The organism is Candidatus Cloacimonas sp. (genome assembly GCA_039680785.1).
Lineage (GTDB): Bacteria > Cloacimonadota > Cloacimonadia > Cloacimonadales > Cloacimonadaceae > Cloacimonas.
In genome coordinates this window covers 18401-39225 of the sequence record JBDKSF010000085.1, presented here as the reverse complement: position 1 = coordinate 39225, position 20825 = coordinate 18401, and the positions used below count along the sequence as shown (strand labels likewise).

At 34.5% G+C, this 20825-nt stretch carries 27 protein-coding genes; all 27 read left to right on the top strand.

Going from position 1 to position 20825, the window contains the following annotated elements:
• The first annotated feature begins 83 nt into the window (after positions 1-83).
• The 27 genes from ABFC98_05990 (at position 84) to ABFC98_05860 (ending at position 20820) form a co-directional block, all read left to right on the top strand.
• Positions 84-473 carry a hypothetical protein gene (locus tag ABFC98_05990; GenBank protein MEN6445580.1) on the top strand — a complete coding sequence of 130 codons (390 nt, stop codon included), beginning with the start codon at positions 84-86 and terminating at the stop codon, positions 471-473.
• Positions 470-868 (top strand): hypothetical protein, encoded by a 399-nt coding sequence (locus ABFC98_05985; protein ID MEN6445579.1) that lies wholly within the window; start codon positions 470-472, stop codon positions 866-868. Before ABFC98_05990 ends, ABFC98_05985 begins: the two co-directional genes overlap by 4 nt.
• Before the next feature lie 9 nt (positions 869-877).
• Positions 878-1045, top strand: a complete 168-nt coding sequence (locus ABFC98_05980) for a hypothetical protein (GenBank protein MEN6445578.1) — start codon at positions 878-880, stop codon at positions 1043-1045.
• An 8-nt stretch (positions 1046-1053) separates the two neighbouring features.
• Positions 1054-1305, top strand: a complete 252-nt coding sequence (locus ABFC98_05975) for a hypothetical protein (GenBank protein ID MEN6445577.1) — start codon at positions 1054-1056, stop codon at positions 1303-1305.
• Entirely contained in the window at positions 1305-2018 is a 714-nt protein-coding gene (locus ABFC98_05970) for a hypothetical protein (GenBank protein MEN6445576.1), read from the top strand. Before ABFC98_05975 ends, ABFC98_05970 begins: the two co-directional genes overlap by 1 nt.
• Positions 2015-2320: a hypothetical protein gene (locus ABFC98_05965; protein MEN6445575.1), complete on the top strand. Its 306-nt coding sequence runs from the start codon at positions 2015-2017 to the stop codon at positions 2318-2320. Before ABFC98_05970 ends, ABFC98_05965 begins: the two co-directional genes overlap by 4 nt.
• The gene (locus ABFC98_05960; GenBank protein MEN6445574.1) at positions 2317-3003 is read left to right on the top strand and encodes a hypothetical protein; all 687 of its coding nucleotides are present in this window, start codon (positions 2317-2319) and stop codon (positions 3001-3003) included. Before ABFC98_05965 ends, ABFC98_05960 begins: the two co-directional genes overlap by 4 nt.
• A gap of 1 nt (position 3004) precedes the next feature.
• The gene (locus ABFC98_05955; protein ID MEN6445573.1) at positions 3005-3703 is read left to right on the top strand and encodes a hypothetical protein; all 699 of its coding nucleotides are present in this window, start codon (positions 3005-3007) and stop codon (positions 3701-3703) included.
• Positions 3700-4524: a hypothetical protein gene (locus ABFC98_05950; GenBank protein MEN6445572.1), complete on the top strand. Its 825-nt coding sequence runs from the start codon at positions 3700-3702 to the stop codon at positions 4522-4524. Before ABFC98_05955 ends, ABFC98_05950 begins: the two co-directional genes overlap by 4 nt.
• 1 nt (position 4525) lies before the next feature.
• Positions 4526-4921 carry a cupin domain-containing protein gene (locus ABFC98_05945; protein ID MEN6445571.1) on the top strand — a complete coding sequence of 132 codons (396 nt, stop codon included), beginning with the start codon at positions 4526-4528 and terminating at the stop codon, positions 4919-4921.
• Between the two features lie 2 nt (positions 4922-4923).
• The gene (locus tag ABFC98_05940) at positions 4924-6015 is read left to right on the top strand and encodes a glycosyltransferase (protein MEN6445570.1); all 1092 of its coding nucleotides are present in this window, start codon (positions 4924-4926) and stop codon (positions 6013-6015) included.
• Positions 6016-6030: 15 nt separating this feature from the next.
• Entirely contained in the window at positions 6031-6780 is a 750-nt protein-coding gene (locus tag ABFC98_05935) for a methyltransferase domain-containing protein (GenBank protein ID MEN6445569.1), read from the top strand.
• Positions 6777-7994 carry a radical SAM protein gene (locus tag ABFC98_05930; GenBank protein ID MEN6445568.1) on the top strand — a complete coding sequence of 406 codons (1218 nt, stop codon included), beginning with the start codon at positions 6777-6779 and terminating at the stop codon, positions 7992-7994. Before ABFC98_05935 ends, ABFC98_05930 begins: the two co-directional genes overlap by 4 nt.
• Complete coding sequence (locus ABFC98_05925; GenBank protein ID MEN6445567.1) at positions 7991-8467, top strand: lysozyme; 477 nt, start codon at positions 7991-7993, stop codon at positions 8465-8467. Before ABFC98_05930 ends, ABFC98_05925 begins: the two co-directional genes overlap by 4 nt.
• Positions 8452-8874, top strand: a complete 423-nt coding sequence (locus ABFC98_05920) for a hypothetical protein (GenBank protein MEN6445566.1) — start codon at positions 8452-8454, stop codon at positions 8872-8874. Before ABFC98_05925 ends, ABFC98_05920 begins: the two co-directional genes overlap by 16 nt.
• 3 nt (positions 8875-8877) lie before the next feature.
• A complete protein-coding gene (locus ABFC98_05915) occupies positions 8878-9435 on the top strand; it encodes a hypothetical protein (protein ID MEN6445565.1) in 558 nt (185 codons plus the stop codon).
• On the top strand, positions 9432-9665 hold the full coding sequence (locus tag ABFC98_05910) for a hypothetical protein (GenBank protein ID MEN6445564.1): 234 nt from the start codon (positions 9432-9434) through the stop codon (positions 9663-9665). Before ABFC98_05915 ends, ABFC98_05910 begins: the two co-directional genes overlap by 4 nt.
• The gene (locus tag ABFC98_05905) at positions 9655-10125 is read left to right on the top strand and encodes a hypothetical protein (GenBank protein ID MEN6445563.1); all 471 of its coding nucleotides are present in this window, start codon (positions 9655-9657) and stop codon (positions 10123-10125) included. The genes ABFC98_05910 and ABFC98_05905 overlap by 11 nt, the downstream gene beginning before the upstream one ends.
• Positions 10126-10432: 307 nt before the next feature.
• Positions 10433-11011 carry a hypothetical protein gene (locus tag ABFC98_05900; protein ID MEN6445562.1) on the top strand — a complete coding sequence of 193 codons (579 nt, stop codon included), beginning with the start codon at positions 10433-10435 and terminating at the stop codon, positions 11009-11011.
• Positions 11012-11032: 21 nt separating this feature from the next.
• A complete protein-coding gene (locus tag ABFC98_05895; protein MEN6445561.1) occupies positions 11033-11539 on the top strand; it encodes a hypothetical protein in 507 nt (168 codons plus the stop codon).
• Between the two features lie 41 nt (positions 11540-11580).
• On the top strand, positions 11581-11796 hold the full coding sequence (locus ABFC98_05890) for a hypothetical protein (protein ID MEN6445560.1): 216 nt from the start codon (positions 11581-11583) through the stop codon (positions 11794-11796).
• A gap of 3 nt (positions 11797-11799) precedes the next feature.
• Complete coding sequence (locus ABFC98_05885; protein ID MEN6445559.1) at positions 11800-16869, top strand: phage tail tape measure protein; 5070 nt, start codon at positions 11800-11802, stop codon at positions 16867-16869.
• On the top strand, positions 16869-17630 hold the full coding sequence (locus tag ABFC98_05880; GenBank protein ID MEN6445558.1) for a hypothetical protein: 762 nt from the start codon (positions 16869-16871) through the stop codon (positions 17628-17630). Before ABFC98_05885 ends, ABFC98_05880 begins: the two co-directional genes overlap by 1 nt.
• Positions 17631-17681: 51 nt before the next feature.
• Entirely contained in the window at positions 17682-18251 is a 570-nt protein-coding gene (locus ABFC98_05875) for a hypothetical protein (GenBank protein ID MEN6445557.1), read from the top strand.
• Entirely contained in the window at positions 18248-19072 is an 825-nt protein-coding gene (locus tag ABFC98_05870) for a phage BR0599 family protein (protein ID MEN6445556.1), read from the top strand. Before ABFC98_05875 ends, ABFC98_05870 begins: the two co-directional genes overlap by 4 nt.
• Before the next feature lies 1 nt (position 19073).
• Positions 19074-19523: an NlpC/P60 family protein gene (locus ABFC98_05865; protein MEN6445555.1), complete on the top strand. Its 450-nt coding sequence runs from the start codon at positions 19074-19076 to the stop codon at positions 19521-19523.
• Between the two features lies 1 nt (position 19524).
• A complete protein-coding gene (locus ABFC98_05860) occupies positions 19525-20820 on the top strand; it encodes a hypothetical protein (protein MEN6445554.1) in 1296 nt (431 codons plus the stop codon).
• Positions 20821-20825 lie beyond the last annotated feature (5 nt).

The following is a 20825-nucleotide window of genomic DNA, read 5'->3' as shown; positions in this document are numbered from 1 at the left end:
ATCTTCCCAATAGAAAGGAGTTACAGAACTTGGTTAAACTTTTTAAAGGTGTAAGGTTAGTCTTTCTATGTGGGATTTTTTCATTGGGTGTTGCAGTAGAGATTTTGTTGGCAGCAGCAGAAAATGGAGAAATGTCTGAACATCTTCATTTGCCTGCTTTTGCTATTATAACTGGAGTAGTTACAGTAGCATCTTTCTTATTTGGGTGGCTGGCAAATCAAATAAGAAATGACAGGCTTTACATGAAGGTCGCAAGTTGTGAAAGGATTAGAATTGATTGTAGAGATAGACAAGGAATAAAAACTGAGGGATTTGGTGATAGAATGGAGAATTTACAAGACTACATAAATGAAGCTAAAATAGATATAAAGGAGTTGAGAGAATGTAACCAAAGGACTCATGAAGCAATTGTTGCTTTAACTGCAAAACTTGATCTAAATTTCATTGAGGTTGTAAAAAGGAGTAAATTATGAAAAGGAACATAAGTAAATCTTTTGCTGTATTGGTAATGGTGTTGATGTTGATTGGATGTGCAAACACAGGAACAACTACCACAGCAGGAGCAGATCAGGATTTTATCACTAATAGCTACAACGCTTTGTCTGTTGCTGGTCAAGCATATGATAAAGGCATGACTGCTATTGGTACAATGTACAAAGCAGGTCAGTTTTCGGAAGAGAATAAAGTAAAAGCAGTAGCCGTTGCAACAATTTATAAGGCAAAGTATGAGGAAGCAGTAGATGCTCTTGTGTTGTATTCTAAATCACCAACCGCTGCAAATAAACTTGCAGTACAGACAAAAATTGGGGAAGCTACTGCTCAAGTAGCGGCAATTACTGCTTTGCAAATTCTTAATTCAACGAAGTAGGAGGATTTTATGGAAGCATTGATTCCTATATTTATTCAACTCGCAGTAACCCAAGGTGTGCCTCTTGTAATCAGTTTGATTGATTTGATTAACAAGAAGGATATGACTTTCACCGCTGAACAGATTGCAGAACTTAAGGCACTTGTAGCAAAGGACCCAGAAAGCTATTTCAAATAGGAGAAGACATGGCAGACACCCCTGAACAAATATTGGATCAAACTAAAGCTGATTCTAAAGCTGAGACAGCTAAGGCAGTGCAACTCGGCGAGGTTATAAGTACAGATAATAATCATGCCCTTATTCTGTTTGGTGGTGCTGCTATTTTGCTTATTGCTACTGGTATGATTAGTTACTGGATTCCTGAATTTCGTCAAATTGTAATATCTAATGTTGGTGTTTTAGTTGGTGCAGTGGTTATGTATTTAAAGGGGAAGTAATGGGTGTTCTTGAATTGTTGAAAATAGTGCAGAAGACACCTGGAGCAATATCAATGACAGAAGCATTTGGGGTATTTGATACCATTATGAATAACCTTAAATGCTCTGTCGGTATTGCTGTTGATTTAGGTTCCAATGCAGGCAAGTCTTCTTTGATTGGAACATCAGCACTATCTGCTTTGAATCGTATGGATGTTTTTCATTGTGTAGATCCTGTTTATGATCTAAATAATGAAAAAGAATGGGCAAATACGTTTCAGAAGACAGCAGATAATATGCCTTGGGGAATATGTAGGGAACTAGATTTTAAGAAAAACCTTTTGAATAAGTTGCAAAGTGTTTCTTCATTACATCATACATTATATGGAGAAACTTCTTTGACTTATCTAAAAACTCCACGTTCTTTTAGCTATGTGTTTCTTGATTCAGATGACCATCAACTGGAACTTATTATGCAAGAAGTAAAGATGTTGATGGAACAAGTCATGGTAGATGGACTTCTTTTCTTTCATGATTTTATGGGAAATTATATTGCTCCAGGGATGGCATACGAATACTTGGTCGATACTGGATATTATGAACCAGTTCATATCAACTGGGATAAAGCAATTGAGTTTGTAAACAAATATAATTTGGAAGAGGATAATGACTCTTGGCATTTCAAACATTTAGAAAACCCAAACTTTGCTGGTTGTTTAAAGAGGATAAAATGACAGTTTATGTATGTAAATCGTGCGGCCGGGCTGTCAGAGCAGAAGAGAAACCTAACTTTTGCTACGCTGACAGAATGGATTCAATCGAAAATATATCAGATGAAGATGCAGTGAAAATGGGAATATTTCAAACCCCAGAAACATCAAGATGGGATTTTGGAATACTTTATGAATTTCCACTTGATATTAGATTTCATCCCATGACTGGAGAAGAGATAAAACCTAATTTTATATATGATTCAAATAAAGGGTTTTATTCTTTGAGTGAACTTCAAGATTCTATTATGGAGAAAGTCCGATGATTTACGATATCAAAGATAAGTCTGATGGTCGTAATGCTGTATTTGAATTTCTCTGCAATAGAAAATTTAAGTCCATAGTTGATGTAGGTGGGGGACTGAATGTTTGGGCTAGTCCTTATGTTACTCATTGCATAGATATCAATCAGCCAAAAAGATATGAGTGTAAATTTCTTAAAGCAGATATTTCAACGCAAAGGGATTGGGATAATATTCGAAGCATTGTAGCATTTACTGGCAAGTTTGATTTTTCTATATGTACTCATGTACTTGAAGATATAGCAAATCCTGCACTTGTTTTGCAAATGTTGCCACAAATTTCTCATATGGGATTTGTTTCTTTTCCAAGTAAACACGCAGAGATATGTAGGGGTATAGAATGTGGAACTCCTGAAGATCAAGCTGCTTGGGGAATAGGTGGGGGTAAATATCGAGGGTATTTTCATCATAGGTGGATTTTAACTATTCTTAATTACAAACTCAGATTGTTTCCAAAACTAAATTTCATTGAGTACATAAATGGACTTGAATGGGCTACTAGAGAAAACAAAGATGCTCATTTCCATGAACTTTCTTTTTGGTGGAAAGATGATATCCCTTTTGAGATTTTTAATGATGATTTCATGGGACCAGATGGTGGAACTTACATGAAAGCTTGGGGAACAGAAATCATAAAGGGATATTAAAATGATAATCAAGGCAGAAAACAAAATTCTGTTACGTGATGAATGCATAAGTTTTATCAAAAGTAAAGGATACAAACGAGTGCTTGATGTTGGGGGAGCATTGTATCCTTGGGCAAGGGATGTTGTAACTCATTATCTTGATATAAATGATCCACAAGAAGTATGTGGTCCTGAATTTCATTCTCCTCAATTTCTTAGTTCAATTTTTATTGAAGGGGATATTTGTAGGCAGGAGACATGGGATTGTATGAAACAATTTGATCCTTTTGATTTTGTTATATGTTCACAGACACTTGAAGACATAAGAGATCCCACTGTAGCACTTCGTAATTTACCAAAGATAGCAAAACAAGGATTTATCACTGTTCCTGTCAAATATCGTGAACTTAGTTTTGTAGAAATTCGCTCTGTTGAAATACAAAATGAATGGCAATTGAAAAGTCCATATAGAGGTTACTTTCATCATCGTTGGATATTTACAATAGATGATGGAAGGTTGTATCTTTTTCCTAAGCTAAACTTTGTTGAACACATACAAGGCTTGGAAAATGTACTTGATCAATCTGATAATGGTTGTCAAGAGCTTGCTTTCTTTTGGGAAGATTCGATCCCTTTTGAAATTGTGAATGATGATTTTCTTGGCCCTAATCCCCCCTCAGTATTTGGATACTACAGAGATTTATTGGAGAAAGGTTTATGATAAGTATTGTAATAAATACTGACACTAGACCAGGTTTCAATAAAGATGTTTCTATTCAAGGGAAACAATTTGAAGGTACAAGGAATTTGGATTTTTTAGTTGAAAGTGTTTGGAATAAATATAACTTTTTTAAAGATTACCCAAGTATTGAATTAATACAATTTGTTGATGTACATGAAGGATTCAATGATTGGAATAGAATAATTGAATCCTGTCCTGAGAAAATGAAACTTGTTATTAGTCCACATAATGAACAATTTAGAGGTGCATACTTCCCAAAATATAATGATTTGAATTATATTCAGGCATTATCAATGGCAAAGGGAAAATATGTCGTACATTTCGACGGTGACATGGCAATTTTTGGAAAAGATCCTAACGGGATTATTTCTAGTTGGTTGCATTTGCTTGACAGTGATAGGTACGATTATATTAGTTATCCTTCTTATTGGAGTCCTTCTCCCGATGAAGATAATAAGTGGGATTATAGATGGGCTAGTACTCGCTTCTTTATTTGTAAACAAGAAAAATTCGATTTCCCGGAAGTTATAAAATGTTTGATGAGTGATGAATATCTTTATGGAAAGTATGGAGATAAATATAGAAGATGCCCCTGGCTTGAACATATATTTGGAATAATGGCTGGTCCAGATAAAGTGTTCTATCCACCAATACAATATAAAAGTTATATGATTTTTAGTTGGGGGTGTTATAAATCTGGACTTTTTGCTCAACTAAATAAATTACCATATGATGATGTTTTTGCTTATGTTAGACAGTGCGGAGGTATTGCATATCCTTGTGATGTTCGCGGAGTTTAATATGATTGCTCATAAAGTGTGGGGATGTGAAGATATTTTAGTAAATGAACGGGAGTACTGTTTTAAAAAACTATACCTTCAACATCAATACAGATGTAGTATACATCACCATGAGATAAAAAAAGAAACATTTATTTTGGATAGTGGAATAGTTTTGTTAGAACTAGGAAGCAAAGATCCTATTTCTTTTCCATCTAAACTAATTGTTTTATCTAAACAAGGAGATCAAGTAACTATTTTGCCTGGAATAGATCACAGGTTTACCGGTATAGTTGACTCTGTTATTTTAGAGATTTCCACCCATGATTTTCAAGAAGATTCAATAAGATCGTCTAGTAGTAGTAAAATCACCGCAGAAGAATTTGATGCATTGGTGAAACCTTTTTTGAAAGGATAGTTATGAAGATTGCAATGACCGGAAATGTTTATCCCATGGGTCGCCATGTAGCATATAGTGGCGAAAGAATGATTTTTTATCTTATCGAATCACTTGTGAAACTCGGACATGAAGTGTATGTGTTTGCAAGAGAAGGTTCAGACTTTACTGGTATAGGTATAAAAGATTATATTCCAACTTCTGCACTTGAAAATAAACGGGATGTTCATTACGAGGCAGTGAAAGATTACCTTTCAAGGCATCCTGATATAAATTTTGATCTATATTTTTGTGGGTATTTTGGAGAAGGGTGGGATCCTGATTGTCAATTTGCATTTCCTGGATATGTTGAGTTTCCTTGGTGTAAGTGGTGTCATGGAACTTTTCAAAATACTAATCCTTCTTTTAACATTGTATCTTGTTCAAAAGTCTTGCAAAGTGATTTCATGTTACATGGGATACATTCTACTGTAATACATTATGGAATACCTGAAGATTTGTATAAGTTTTCCTCTGAGCATGATGGATATGCAGTTTGGCTAGGTAAGATAGAAGGGGGAAAAGCCCCCGGTTTGGCAATCAAACTTGCTCTTGCTTCTGATATGAAAATTGTAATAATGGGACCACCTTATAATACAGGTTCTTTTTGGAAAGAAGTTGGTCCTTTTCTAGACAATCCAAATGTATTTTGGGTTCGTGGTGTAAATGATGAACAAAAATATAAGATTATGTCAAGAGCCAAAGTGTTTATCTCTGCAAATGACAATTCTTGGAAAGAACATTTTGGAATAACAAATATTGAAGCATTGGCAATGGGAACTCCTATTATTGGATTTAACAGGATAAATCAAGATTGTGCTATTAAACTTGATCGAATAATTGAAAATGGAAAACATGGTTTCTTTTTGAACTACTATGATTCAAATGATGAACAGGAAATACTTGAAAAGGGTGTTCCTTTGCTTCAGAAGATAGATCAAATTAATAGAGAAGATTGCAGAAATCAATTCCTTGAAAAGTTTACTGCACAGTTAATGGCAGAACGATATGATTGGTTTTTTGATAAGATAGTAAACGAAGGCAAAAGATTTGGAAGTGTAGAAATTCCTTTTTAAGAAAGGTGTAATGAAATGATTTATGATTTTCGAAATCGTTTTAATCAAAAAGCGAAAGTTCTAGCTCATTTAGAACAAGCCAAATATCCAAGAGTTCTTGATGTTGGTGGAATACTTCATCCGTGGGCAAGAAAGTATGTTACTCATTATGTTGATCTTCTGGAAAAGGATTATGTAGCTATAAATGATCCACATACATATGATGATGATTTTAAAAAGGCGGGATATTTTCAAGCTGATATTGGTAATCCTTTTACTTGGGATGCTATAAAAGATGACGTATTAAAGAATGGTAAATTTGATTTTGCTATTTGTTGTCATGTTCTTGAACATGTACCTGAACCTAGTTTTGGTATATCATTTTTAACATCAATTGCCAAACAAGGATTTGTGAGTGTTCCGAGTAAATATATAGAACTTGAAAGAGGTAGTCAATTCACTGAAGAAGGCTTAGAACGATGTGGTGTTACTGGATTTTGGCGCGGGGCACATTGCCATAAATGGATATTGAGTTTGAGAAATGATTTTGCTGAACCCACTTTAATGTTTTGGCCAAAGTATGGTTTTCTTGAATATTTGAAAGGTCTTGATGATTGGGTACTTCCTATGTTAGCACTAAATGGAGAAGAAAGACCAGGTGATCTTAGTTTTTGGTACAAAGGTAGTATTTCACATCAAATAATCACAGACGATTTTTTGATGGATGATGTTAATCCTCAAAACGCTTGTGATCTTTATAGAGAGGAGTTGAAAAAAGGACTATGAAAGATATAACCTTGATATTTCCCCCAAGTGAATTTTTGTTGAATCAAGCAGTATTTCCTCCTCTAGGAATACTCTATTTGTCAGCATATCTAAGGAAGTTTGATTTGACCTCTGAATGTATTGATGTTGGACTACAAGGTTTTAATCCTGATTTAATAAAGTCGAAATATGTTGGTATTTCTATTACTACCCCACAACGATTTGAAGCATACAAGATTGCAAAAGAACTTAAAAAACGTGGTCATATACTTATTGCAGGTGGTCCTCATGCTACTCATATGTCAGAAGAGTGTAAAGAAGTAGGATTTGATTATGTAGTTAGAGGAGAAGGGGAATTAGGATTAACTAAACTTTTAAAGAATAAAACAAATGGTGATTGGTTGATTAAAGAAGATCAACCACTTAATGTAAATTTCGAAATACCTGTTCCAGATAGGTCTGCTATTCCAATAAAAGATTATAAATACCTCATAGATGGTGAACCTGCAACTGTTCTTATGTCTTCACGAGGTTGCCCTTGGAGCTGCTCCTTTTGCGCCAAAGTAACAAAAAAATGTAGAATACAAAGTTCTTTTAGGACAGTTCGTGAGATACTACATGTTAAAGAAGTATTTGGGTTTAAAGCCTTTATGTTTTTTGATGATGTATTTACGACAGATAAAGAACGACTTGAACAAATGGTACTTCTTTTGAAAAATGAGAATCTTAAATTCAGATGTTTTTCCAGAACTCATTTACTTGATGAAGAAACTTGTGCCTTATTGAAGGCGATGGGAGTAGTTGAAGTAGGATTAGGAGTTGAAAGTGGATCAAATACTGTATTAAAACAGAATTTGAAAGGAACTACAAGGGAACAAAATACAAAAGCAGTGAAACTTTTACATAATGCAGGGATAAGAGCAAAAGCATTTCTTATTGTTGGATTACCTGGAGAAACAAAAGATACAATCGTTGAAACATGTAGTTGGATAGAAGAGGCAAAACCAGATGATATTGATACCTCTATTTTGCAACCATATCCTGGTGCACCAATTTTCAATGATCCTGAAAAGTTCGGTCTTGAATTTGAGTACAATGATAATGTAACTTGGTTTAAAGGAACTCCTGGACAATATAAATGTGCTGTAAGGACAAAGGAACTTTCTTCTCAACAACTTATTAAGTACAGGGATATGATTGAAGACTTGTACAAAGATAAGGAAAGACTAAGATGAAAGGGATAAGTAATAATGGAGTCAATTTTTTAATCAATGTTGAAGCTACAAAACTTCACGTTTATTTAGACTCTGTTGGTTTCCCTACTATAGGTACAGGTCATTTGTTAACTAAGAGTGAATTAACATCTGGCAAGATTAAAATAAATGGTGAATTTATCAAATATAAAAATGGAATAACTTATGATCAAGCTGGAACTTTGTTACAACAAGACCTTGAATCTGTTATAAATATGGTTAATAATTTAGTGAAAGTGGATATTACTCAGAATCAATTTGATGCTCTAATATCGTTTATATATAATGTTGGCAAGAGTGCATTTGAAAATTCCACTTTACTTAAACTTTTGAATCAAGGTTTTTATGATGAAGTTCCAGTTCAATTGTTAAGATGGAATAAAGCAGGTGGGAGAACTGTCAAAGGTTTGACAAATAGAAGAAATGCAGAGATTGAATTATGGAACAAAAAATAGATTTGTTAACTCTTTATGTGTTTCCGGGTGACAAAGAAACACTTGATGACAAGCAACGGATTATAGATTCCTGCAAAGAAATTCGTTGCAACGTAGTTTTTCTCAGCTATAGAGAAGAACTCGAAATCCAGCAAGTTCCAGATACAAAATGGTGGGGATATTTGTTTGGAAATGAATGGTTTGAAAAAGATATTTCTGAAGTACTTAACATTTATTTGGAACAAGCTAATTATAATGTTCTTACATTTTTCAAAGATATTACCAAAGAAAATGGAGAAAAAGCAGTATTTTTAGCATCAAGAATATTTCGATCTTGGATTGTTCCTTTAGGAATTGAAACATATAAAGAAGTGCCAAATTTATCGTTTATTAAAGTACTTGATGGATGGATAAAGCAAGAAGGATAAACAATGATTGGTTTCTTTGTAGAATTAAACAAAGAAGATATTAGAAGATGGGTGAAAGCTCTTGATGGCATAGAGTGGCGAGCTAAATGGTGGTTGAAAGAAAAGGGTGGTGAATTTAACAGGAGATGTGCTGTTGAATACGCAAATAGAGTATCAGTAAATATTCTTTCAAATAAGTGGTCTTTTATGCCGTATACAGAAACGTATTCCAAGTGGAAACACAAAATTGGATTAGGATCTAATCCTTTTTGGAAGTTAAAGGGTGATTTAGTTGCAAGTATGACCCAGTTTCAAGAACGTGGTGGGTGGGTAGGGGGTATTCCAGCAAATATATTAGATTCAGGGGGTAAGAGTTGGTATGGGAATCTTGATAAAGGTAAAAGTAAACCTCTTGCTATGATTGCTACAGTACTTGAATATGGGGGAGATTATAGATCGAAAGGCGGGGGTTATCACTTTCCAAGACCTATTCTTAGTAATACCTTAAATGAATTTGAGGAACAGAATTATTCTGGCATAGTTGATACAATGATGAATGATATAGAAAGGGCCTGGAAATGAGTATTCCTTTAAAAATACTTGATGTAAAACCTGTTGGATTTAGGGTAGTGATTGAACATGATCTTGAAGATTTAAAAAAATTAGCTCTGGCTATAAATTGTGCTGAGTTTAATATAATAAAGGTGAAAGAGGAAGAAAGATCAGATGTAACGGAATCAGTTAACTGGATAATTAATAAATTCTTTCCTGAACTTAAAAAGTTTCTTAAGGAAATAGAAAATGGCTCTTGATCCTTCAGCTAGAAAAGCTAATGTTAAAGATTCTATAAAGAAGTTTTTTGTAGATTCTTTAAAAAGGAATGAGAATATACCTATAACCTTTGATAGATCTTTAGTATCTCCAAAGATTCAAGGTAGAGAAGTAGATCGTTGGGTATCTATAATGCTAGGTAACATTGATCTGGATTATATGTCTAGTATTGATCTAAGAATTTTTTGTTGTACAAAGATGGATAATGAAGGTTTTCGACTTGCACAATTAAGAGATACTGTGTTAGGATACCTAACGGATACAACTGCATCTGATGGAATGAAGAGAATCACTTTTTACAAGAGTCACCCGAGCGAAGCGTGGACTGTTTTAGGAGCTTTTTTAGTACAAGAGATTCGAGAAGTAGGTGAGGACACCACTGACGACGAAACCAAGTTTTGCCTTTTAAGTGCTCGTTTAAGATGGGAGAGTAAAGTGTAATGGGAAAGCTTTGCTCTTGCACAAAATGTGGTAAACCTCTTATTGAGAGACTTACAAATGGTACATGGAGGTTTCTTTTTGGTGATAAGATAAGTCAAGATATTGGCTTAATTGTTAATATGGAGATACTTGGCGTAATTAGAATGAGATGTATAAGGAGGACATGTAGACGATTAAACCCAGATCATTGGAACGAATTTAATGCATTTGAAATAAATCAGTCCTCTTCCGCACCAAAGATCGACTGAAACTCCGACAAAGTGGTGAGTGTTGAACATTCTTTGTATTTCTTTTGAAAGGAGTTTCTATGTCGGGTCCTACCATTATTGATACTGGAACCCTTGCCCTTGGACTTGCCCAAGTACGTGTAATTGCATCGGCAGCAAATATAGCAAAACCTGGTGTTGCTTCCACTGCTGCTGATAGTATTGGGGCACTTGCAGCAACAAAATTTACAGCACAAGTTGACTACTGGCGTCATGAGTCTGGTTTCCCTCTGAAAGAAGATTCTATTATTCCTCTCAGAGAAAAAGCTGCTCTTGAATGTCAGTATGAAGAAATTAAGCCTTACACTCTTGCTCTTGCTCGCGGTGTTGATCCTACAAGTGGGACGTATACAGCAAGTTCGGGAGAGATTACACTTGGTTCTCTTTCTGCTCCTGAGTATGTAAGAATGGAAGCTCAATACACGTTTCCGAATGGCACAAATTACATGTACATTATTTTTCCTCGTGCTCAGGTTTCTGCTGCCACAGAACTTGCTCTTGCGAAAGAAGATAATGCGAAACCTACTCTTACCTTTGAAGCAAAACTTGCTAGTAGTGGTGTGACTGGTGGTAATGCTCTTTGGGATGACAAACCTCTTGGACACATTATTTTTGTGTAATCTCTAAGAAGGAGAATTGAAATGTCGGAGCCTACACTTAATCCTCAAATTAAGGAAATTGAAGTTGGAATCCGTAATTTGAGGAACATTAAGATTTATCCTCTAAGTGTAAGAGATCAGTTGAAAGCGAAAGAGATAATAAAGAGTGCTTTGGATACTTTGTTTAGTGTCAGTCAAGAGCGAACGGTAGATGACATGGTTTTTATCTCTTTCATAGTTGACACTGTAACTAAACACATTGAAGACATAGTTCCTCTTGTAACTGATTGTAAGATTACAGAGGAAGATGATTTGCTCTCTGATATTACGAATAAGCAATTTACTCAGCTTGTAGAAATAGTCTATGAAGAAAATTTTTCTTTTTTGGCATCAAAGGTGGCAGCGAAGTTCCAAACAATAAAGGAAAAGATGGCGATGTTGTCACCTATGAATCCGCCGTTGCAGAAGTCTGCCTCTGCTATGGATACAGACCTTTTGAGTTCTTTGGAAAAGGGTTTAGAGAAGGCGGATATACAATCGGACAGTTAATGTTTCTTTATGAACATAATGTAAAAAAAGAAATCGAATTAATGAAAGTTCAAGCAATGTTGCATGGAATAGATATAAAAACACAAGGAAGCAAAGTTTTAGAAAAACCAAAAGAACAAAACCTTTTGTTTGGAGATCCGAAAGAATATGAGAAAATGAGTCAGGTGGAAAGAGAAGAATTGACTAAAAAAATGATGGTTCATTATACACCACTTACACAACAAAATCCAGTTGCTTTAATAAGTAAACGGGGATAATGAATGGCTAAATCTCTCAGTCTTGGTACACTATTCAAAGGCGAAATTGATTCTACTTTTCGTAATACAGTAGAAGAAATGAAGCGGATGCTTGGTACTTTGAATGGTGCTCTAGGTGGGGTAACTGCTGCTTCAGAAAAAAATAGATCGGCGATGCAATCTGGTGGTAGTGAGTTTTCAAAATACTCGCTTGCTATTGGAAAAGCTACTGAAGTATCACAAAAGTATCATGATGCAATTGCTTACGGAACTAAGGTATTTGGAGATCAGGGCAGTGCATTTGATGCTTTTAGATCCACTCTGAACAAGACTGAGAGTGCCATTCAAGCTCATGGTCAATCAATGATAGCAGCTGGAAAAAATGGTAAATCTTGGGCAGAACATGTAGATAGACTTTCACTTACAATGGATGGTTTGAGAAAAAATATTAAACTTACCTCAAAAGGAATTGAAGATATAGTTGAACCGGTAGTTAAAGCAAGTGGAATTTTTTCTAAGTTTAGCACTGTAATATCATCAATGGCATATTGGGGTCTTGCTGCTACTGCTATTTACGGCACAATGAGAGCGATAAAAGAAGGTGTCGTAAATGTAATGGAATTCGATCAGGTTCTTAAAAATTTTCAAGCTGTAACATCTGCTACCACTGCTGAAGTAACGATGATGGGTCAAGTAATGCTTGATCTAGCAAGCAAGACCAAATTCTCTATGAAAGAGATTCAAACAGGTACAGTTACAGTAGCACAAGCTGGATTTAGTGCTGCTGAAACAATTGGAATAATGAAAGATGTAATTACATTAGCAACTGGAACTATATCTGATATGGGGAATGCTTCAGATTTGCTCACCACTGTTATACGAGCATTTAACATGAATGCATCAGAGTCAGGTAGAGTTGCAGATGTTATGGCGGTTGCAGTAAACAAATCTAAAGAAACTGTTGAAAAATTAAATGTAACTTTTTCTTATTTGGCACCTATCGCTGCTGCTGCTGGTTTGTCCTTGGAAGAAGTAACTGCTGCTGCAATGTTATTGACAGACAATGGGCTAAAAGCTTCCACTGTTGGTACTTCGCTTAGACAAGTAATTGCGCGACTTATATCTCCAACTGATTCTCTTCAGGCAAAGTTTCTTGCTCTTGGTGCAGATATGAATTTACTCAATCCTGCAACGAGTAGCTTAAAAACAATTATGGAAGAATTAGCACGTGTGGCACCAACTGCTGCTGATGCTTTTGAGTTGTTTGGACTGCGTGGTGCACCTGCTGTAGCAATATTAGTAAAGACGATGAAAGATGGGGGACAACAATTTGATACATATTATAATCAACTTTTTAATGTTGGTGCAGCACAAGCAATGATGGATGTGCAGATGCAAGGCTTGTCTTATAGAGCCAAAAATCTGTTAAATAATATACAACTTTTAACAATAGGTGTAGGTAGTGGGGGTTTTAGTGCAGTTCTGGGAGGGGTGATTGATTCTTTAAATAGTCTTATAAAAGGTATGACTTATCTTTCTACAAGTGTTATTGGTCAATATACAATTGCAATGGGGGCTGCTGCTGTAGTTACTTGGGGACTTGGCAAAGCAATAATGGCAATCTGGTTAGCTGAGTTTTTATCTGGTATTAAAACGTCTATTGAATTGATATGGAAATTAGGTATCGTAACTAGAGCAGCAAGAGCAGAATTGGTTATTTTAAGTAAAACTATTTTAACCTTTTTAGCAAGTAATTTAGTTTTAGTAGTTGGTGCTTTAGTTGGTGCTTTATTGATGTGGGTAAAAACCCAAAAAGAATTGAGTAACGAACTTATAATATCTGGAATTGAGATACAAAAGAGTATTGACAGGCTTGAGGATTATAGAAATAAATTAGTTCAATTAAATCCAGGAACTAATGAATATGGTGCTACATTAAAACGCCTCGCTATAGATTATAAAGAACTTGCCCCATTTATTGATTCAGTTACAGGTAAATGGAAAGATCAGCAAGCTGGGATTCAATTTCTCGATAACTTGCTACAAACCCAACACATAAAGTTAATGGCAGAGCAAGCAAAAGCTCTGCAACAATTAACCATAGAATTTGAAAGAAGTTTTAGTACCATATACAAATGGGTATTTAGTCTTAAAGATCCACAAGATCAATTTCAAAAATTAACAGATGCTACATTAGTTTTTATACCAAGACTTAAAGAACTTGGTATCACTGCTACATCAACTGGTAAAGAAGTAAAGGATGCTTTACTTCAAATAAATTCTAATATGTTTTCTGGTTTAAATTCAGAACAAGCAACAGCGTTGCTCACTGCTGTAATGACAAAATTAAATAGTCTTCATCAACAGGAACTTGAGGCAGAACGAAAAAAAGTTGAAGAAAAAAGAAAGATAGCAATAGGAGAACGGAGAGAGGAAGTTTCTTTGTTCGCTGATTTATATAATGATCTCGAGGGCCAACGAAGAGCAGACTCGGAAAAAATAGCAGTTAAATTGGATAAGGATCTTGAAAATCTCAAGAAAAATTTTGAAGATGAAGGTGGATCAGTTAAGGCAATGGAAGCTGAACACCTTAGATTAGCAATGAAAGCTAGAGAAGATATAGCTGAAATAAGATATAAAGATATTGGAACTTCTGAAGATGTAAATAATGAAGTCCTTAAAGGATTTCAATTATATATTAAGAAGATGAGGGATGCATATTTTAATGATCTTTCAAACGAGAATGATCTTCATAATAGAAAACTTGCTGAAGCAAAAGGAAGTAATAAAAATATTCAACAGGAAATGAATAGGCACAATGATGCTGTTTCTTTAAAAGAAATGACATTTCTTGAATCTCTTAATGCGCAAAATGCTTATGTATTAGAGAAGAAAAAGACAATATTTGTAAAAGGGTATGAAGCAGTAAGAGACGCAATATTCAAAAGTATTTCTGAATTACAACAAGATAAAGGTCCAACAACACTTTCTCCAAGTAGTTCAAAATTTGTTATCCCAACAACTGATCCAGAAATTCTTGATAATCAAGAAAAGTTCATATCAAAAGTTGCTACCAACATCGCCACTATATCTGAAAAAATGTCAGATGGGTTAGTCTTACTGTGGAATGCTGCTACTGATGTCCAAAAAGGTTACCTTTATAAAATAACAAAAGATTTTGATGAAACTATTAAAGAAATAAATAAAGGCAATGATACAACAGTTGTAAAAAATCAACGCATTCAAACTGAATTTAGTAAAGCAATGGAACTTTATATGAAGGCCCAACAAGAACTTAAACAAGTTCAAACTCCATTGCAAAAAGGATTAGAAAAATCGGCTGAACAAATAAATGCTCTTAATATATCTAAGATGACAGATCATATCAAAAAAGAACAAGAATCATTTTCTCTTGATGTTGATAAGATGAAAGATCATCTTGAAACATTTAAGAAACAACTTGATATAATGGTAGTAACTGGGGAAAAGGTGGATGTCAATTTATTTGGAAAAAATCTTACAATAGAACCAGAAGGTGATCTTGCAGTAAGAAAAAAACAACAGCAAGATTATCTTAAAGATATGGAAACAAAGTATGATGAATGGTTAGTAGATAGAATACAAAAAAGAGAAAGAAACATCTCTGAAATTACAAGAAAAGGAGCAAAAGAAAAACTTGATATCGAAGAGGAACAATTAAGTATCCAAGCAAATCTATCCCAGATAGAGGCTTCCGCTGAAATAGATTTGGTTAAAAAAGCAGGTTTAGAATATAAATTACGTGATCTTAAAATAAGAAAGGATTTATTAAGAGCTAGAGAAGTTTTAGATAAAGAAGGTGCAGATCAAACGATTAATTATGAAGAACAAGCTAATCAAGCCCTTATAAAATCAAAAGAAAAATATTGGGATGATGTTGCAAAAGCTGAGAAAAGAACCAAACTTAAAAGTTACAAGGAAGAAAGTGATAAATTTGATCTTCAAAAAGCAGAACTTGAAGCAGCGGCGCAGCAAGCTAGAACTGAGGGCCAATTAAATAATACAAGCAAGAGAAATATGCTTGCTATGGATATTGAGTTTTATCAAAAAGATTTGCAATTAAAAGTAGAACATTATAACAATATCAAGAGTATGCCCGAAACTGATTTAAAAGTAAAAGCTGAACACCTTAATAAAGCAGCAAAAGAAGTTGAGGAAGCATTACAAAGAGAATTGGCGAAGAGAAAAGAACTATACCAAATAGAACATAAATATGATGAACAAAAATGGCGTGCTGGAGAAATAAGTGCGGAACAATATTTTAGTTATATCAAACAAGCACGAGATTTTGAAATAATAGACGAGGAAGAATTTAAAGATAAGTCAATTGCTGTAAACGGCACTATGTGGGACCAAATAAAAAGGGGTTATCAAAAAGCAAAAAGAGAAATGGAATCCTGGGGTGAATTGATGATTCGCCTTGGGAAAGAAGGTCCAGATAAATTAGCTTCCGGATTGACTGATGCTATAATGTCTTTCGCTGATGGAACCAAGACTGCAAAAGAAGCAATGTCAGATTTTTTTATGTCAATGTTTAAATGGCTTGGTGAAGCAATACTTAAATGGACATTACTAAAAGCAATCGAAGCTGCAACTGGTAGTTCTAGTGGGGGATTAGGGGGGCTAGGGGGATTATTAGGGGGTTTATTTGGATTAGGTGGTGGGGGTGGGGCCGCATTTGATAATGTTGCTCAAATTGGTACCTGGTTAACCCCTTCTTTTGCTCATGGTGGTGGTGTATTAGGAGAAGATAGATTCCCTTCAAGACAAGTTTCCGTATCTGCTTTTTCTGATGCAGTTAGAGCACATAGTGGAATAGGTCCTGGTGAAAGGGCTATTGTTGCAAAAGATGAAGAAGGGATATTTACGAAAGGTCAAATGAAAGCTCTTGGTATGATGGCAGGAAGTAATAAAGGAAACTTAAACATTACTAATATTGTAGATCCAAGATTGATTGATGCTTATTTAGCTACTCCACAAGGAAAAAATTCTTTGTTAAATGTTGTAGGTAACAATCCTGGTAAGTTTAGACGAGCAATGGAGATTGCTACTTAATGAGTGCTTATTCAAATATAGAAGTAGAAGTTTATTTTCCATTTGAGCCAAATTGGAGTCAATCGTACACCTTTACTCGTGGTAAATATAATACAAGATTGTTACGGACTTTCACTGGAAATGAACAAAGAAGTGCAAGAAGAACTTTACCTCTTTACAGTCTAAAATACACTGTAGATACAATCAATGATATGGCAAGCAAACTTAGAAGGATAGTAAGAGGAAATCTTCATGCAATTTGGGGAGTTCCATTGTGGCACTACGCAATGAGACTTACTCAACCGTTCGTTCCGGGAGATTTGAGTATAGTAGTTGATGATGCTTCAAGTTCTGAGCTGTCTACCTTTACAAGGATTATGATTGGAAATTCTTATCTGAATCAAATTGTCAACTATGATTTTACCATAGGAATAACGGATGGAATAACTATCCCAGTTCTAAGCACTGCAACTAGAACCTGGGCAATTGGAACATATTGCTACCCAATCATCGCTGCTGAAATAGATAAGAGTCAAAAGTTTACTTCAAATTTGCCATTACAATCGAAACTTGACATTCAATTTAACGTGACGAAACAATATGGTACATATAAATCCATATTGAGTGGTGAACTTGTAGTAGCAAATCCTGATATGTCTATGAATGTTCGTGGTCTATGGAGAATAGATGGAAGTGGTACACTACATGAAATAGTTGGAGCAGATAGAATTGATACATGTTGGGAAGTTGATGTTGATGGTGACATTGTTTCAAAATATTAAGGTATATAAATGATCTTTTCTCAATATCTTTCTAAATATGTTTTTCATCTGATGCCTAAGTTTGATGAAGGTGCAGAAGAAACATATGAACAAAAAGGAGATATGTTTGTAGCAAATACAGTAGATTATCCAACATTATTTGAAGATTATCCAACAACAAAATTAAAGCATTATTATTCCTTTTTAAGTAAAAGCAAAATATGGGAAATAAATAATTTACATGATCTTTGTTATGGAAGATTATATTCTTTATGGGTTCCATCTTGGAAAAGAGATTTTAAATTAACTTCTAACATAGTTGCAAATCAAAGTGTGATTACTATTGATGATGTTCAATACCCAGTTTATTTTCCCGCAATTCCAGGTACTGGAAGACATTTATTTATTTATGATCTTGTAACAAATAATTGGTATTGTAGGAAAGTAAATTCAGTATCAAATGGAAATATATTAACTTTAAATTCTGCTATTCCAATTGCTTTGCAAGCAGAACGATCTATTATTTCCATTCTTTATCTTTGCAGATTTGATCTTGAAGAATTAGAATGGACGTATTTTGGTCCAGAAGGTAATGCAGAAACAGCAATAGATTTTATTGAGTTACCTAAGGAATATCCGTGAAAACTATAACTTCAACATATGAAGCACAAGAAACTGCTGTAGCTAATAGGGGTGCAGAGTTATATAGGGTTTTTAATGATTCAGGTGATATTGGATATTATACTGATGCTAGTATAGCTATTGTATATTCAGGTAGAACTTATTTACCGGCCTCAATAAAAAGATCATCCCTGGAGTTTGATTCTTCTATTGGTGTCAGTAAAATGAAAGTGCAGTTTGTTTGGAGTGATACTGCAATTACAGGTTTTATTTCCCAGAATCCTGTAGAAATAATATGGATAGAAGTATTAAGAACATATCTTGATCTTAATCCAATAGAAATAAATACTATTTTTATTGGGCAAATTAAAAATGTTGCATTTCAAGGTATTCAAGCAGAAGCAGAATGTATAAGTCTTGAGTTTTATTTAAATGTAGGTATCCCAGATAAGAGTTATCAGCGTCTTTGTAACCATTTTCTTTACGATATAGGTTGTACAGTTCTTACTGCTACATATAGAACTACTGCAACAGTATCAGGATTTGGTGCAACTTCAAATATAGTTTATTGTTCGAATATGGTTCCTAAAGAAGCTAATTATTATACTCATGGATATATAGAAGCTCGTGGAACAACAAGGATGATTGTTGCGTATGAAGTTAATGCAGATCATTTCACTCTGATTTATCCAATACCAACTCTTATTGTTGGTGATTCTATAAATATATTACCTGGTTGTGATCGAACGGGGAAAACTTGTCTTGATAAGTTTGATAACATGATAAACTTTTTAGGTTTTGAATATATTCCTTTTGATAACCCCACACTTTGGACAGCTTAAAATGAGTTATTTTGATTCAGAAGATAAACAAAAGGAATTAAAGAGGGTTCTTAATGAGTGGGTTGGAACCCCTTTTCGTCATAGTTGTGGAGTAAAAAGATTAGGTGGAGATTGTTTGCAATCTACCGCTGAAATAATGAGGGAAGTAGGAGTAAGTAGTATACCTAGATCATTTCCTACTTATGAAAAAGACTGGCATCTACATAGAGGAAGAGAAAGGATACTTGAATCTCTTTTTAGTCTTGGACAGAATGAAGAATTACCATTTGATGTAAATACACTTAAAAATGGTGATGTTATTGTTTTTCGTTACGGTCGTACGTTCTCACACTCAGGTATATATTTTGATAATCAAGTGTACCATGTTCAAGCAGGAACAGTATTTCGAGCAACATGTATAGATGATCCACAAATTAAGAATTTGAAGAAAAAAGTGTTTAGGATAAAATAATATGGCATTTGGAATACCTGCTGGTTATTTTATTATGGTTGGCATAACTTTAGCAATCGGTGCTATAGGAATGCTTTTGGCTAAGAAGACGCAAACTGATAGTACCGCACCTGCTACAAGTAAACTTGAATTCACTGCTGCTGATGAAGGTATTCCAACAGTAGAATTACTTGGTACAAGTAAATTAGTAGGTAATATAATAGGTTATTGGAACAATAGATCAGTAGCAGTAACACAAGATTCTAGTGCAGGCGGTAAAGGTGGGGCACCTGCTGCTACAAGCAATATTACAGGTTATAAGTATTATTTAACATGGGCAATTGGAATATGTCTTGGTCCAGTAGATGCTCTATATACAATAGTTCAAGATAACGATTCTGTAGTTTGGAGAGGTGAAATAACTCGACCAAATGATGGAAGTAGTTCAACTATAACTTTAACAAAAGATGAAGAAACAATTGGTTCGGCAGAAATATTTTGGGGATCAAGTGTTCAAATTCCAAGTACTGTAATTCAAACTTACGAAGGAACTGATATTCCTGCTTATAGGGGATTATGTTATATAGTTTTCAATGATTGTTATATTGGTGATTACAATAGAGCACCAAATTATTCTTTTTCAGTTAGAAAGTGTCCTGTTGTTGGTCTTCCTTTTGATGATACTTATCGTCAAATAGGTGAGTTTGATGTGAATCCAGCTACTGCTATTTGGTATATATTAACAACGATGAGAGGTCTTAGTGCTACTTGGTTAGATTCTGTTGCTTTTAATACTGCTGCATTGACTTTATATAATGAGAAATTTGGTATAGGTATGAGAATATCTGAAGTGAAAAAAGCAACAGATTATATCGAGGATATTTTAAATACGATTGATGGTGTATTAAAATATGGGGCAGATGGAAAGATAGGTTTATATCTTATTCGTGGTGCAACTGCTGTTGCTTTATTACCTGTATACACTGATGATATGATGATAGAACCCCCAACATTTCAACGTAAGTCATGGATGGATACTTATAACATGATGAAAGTTGATTATTCTGGTAGAAATGTTGTTGTCATAACATCATTAGCTACAGGTGGGGGGCAGATATACCCTTTGGGAAAGATTTTTGTTCCGCTTGGTGAAGTGCCATATTTTAGATTCAAAGCAGATAGTGGTAAATTTTTATCCCAAATAAAACAAGATGGGATTGTTATATGGTCAGGACATATAGGTGGAGAAGTTGCAGATAATACATATTGGGAAGATGGGTTATTTAAAGACATAGTTCTTGAGGCTATTTTTTCTTAAAGGTT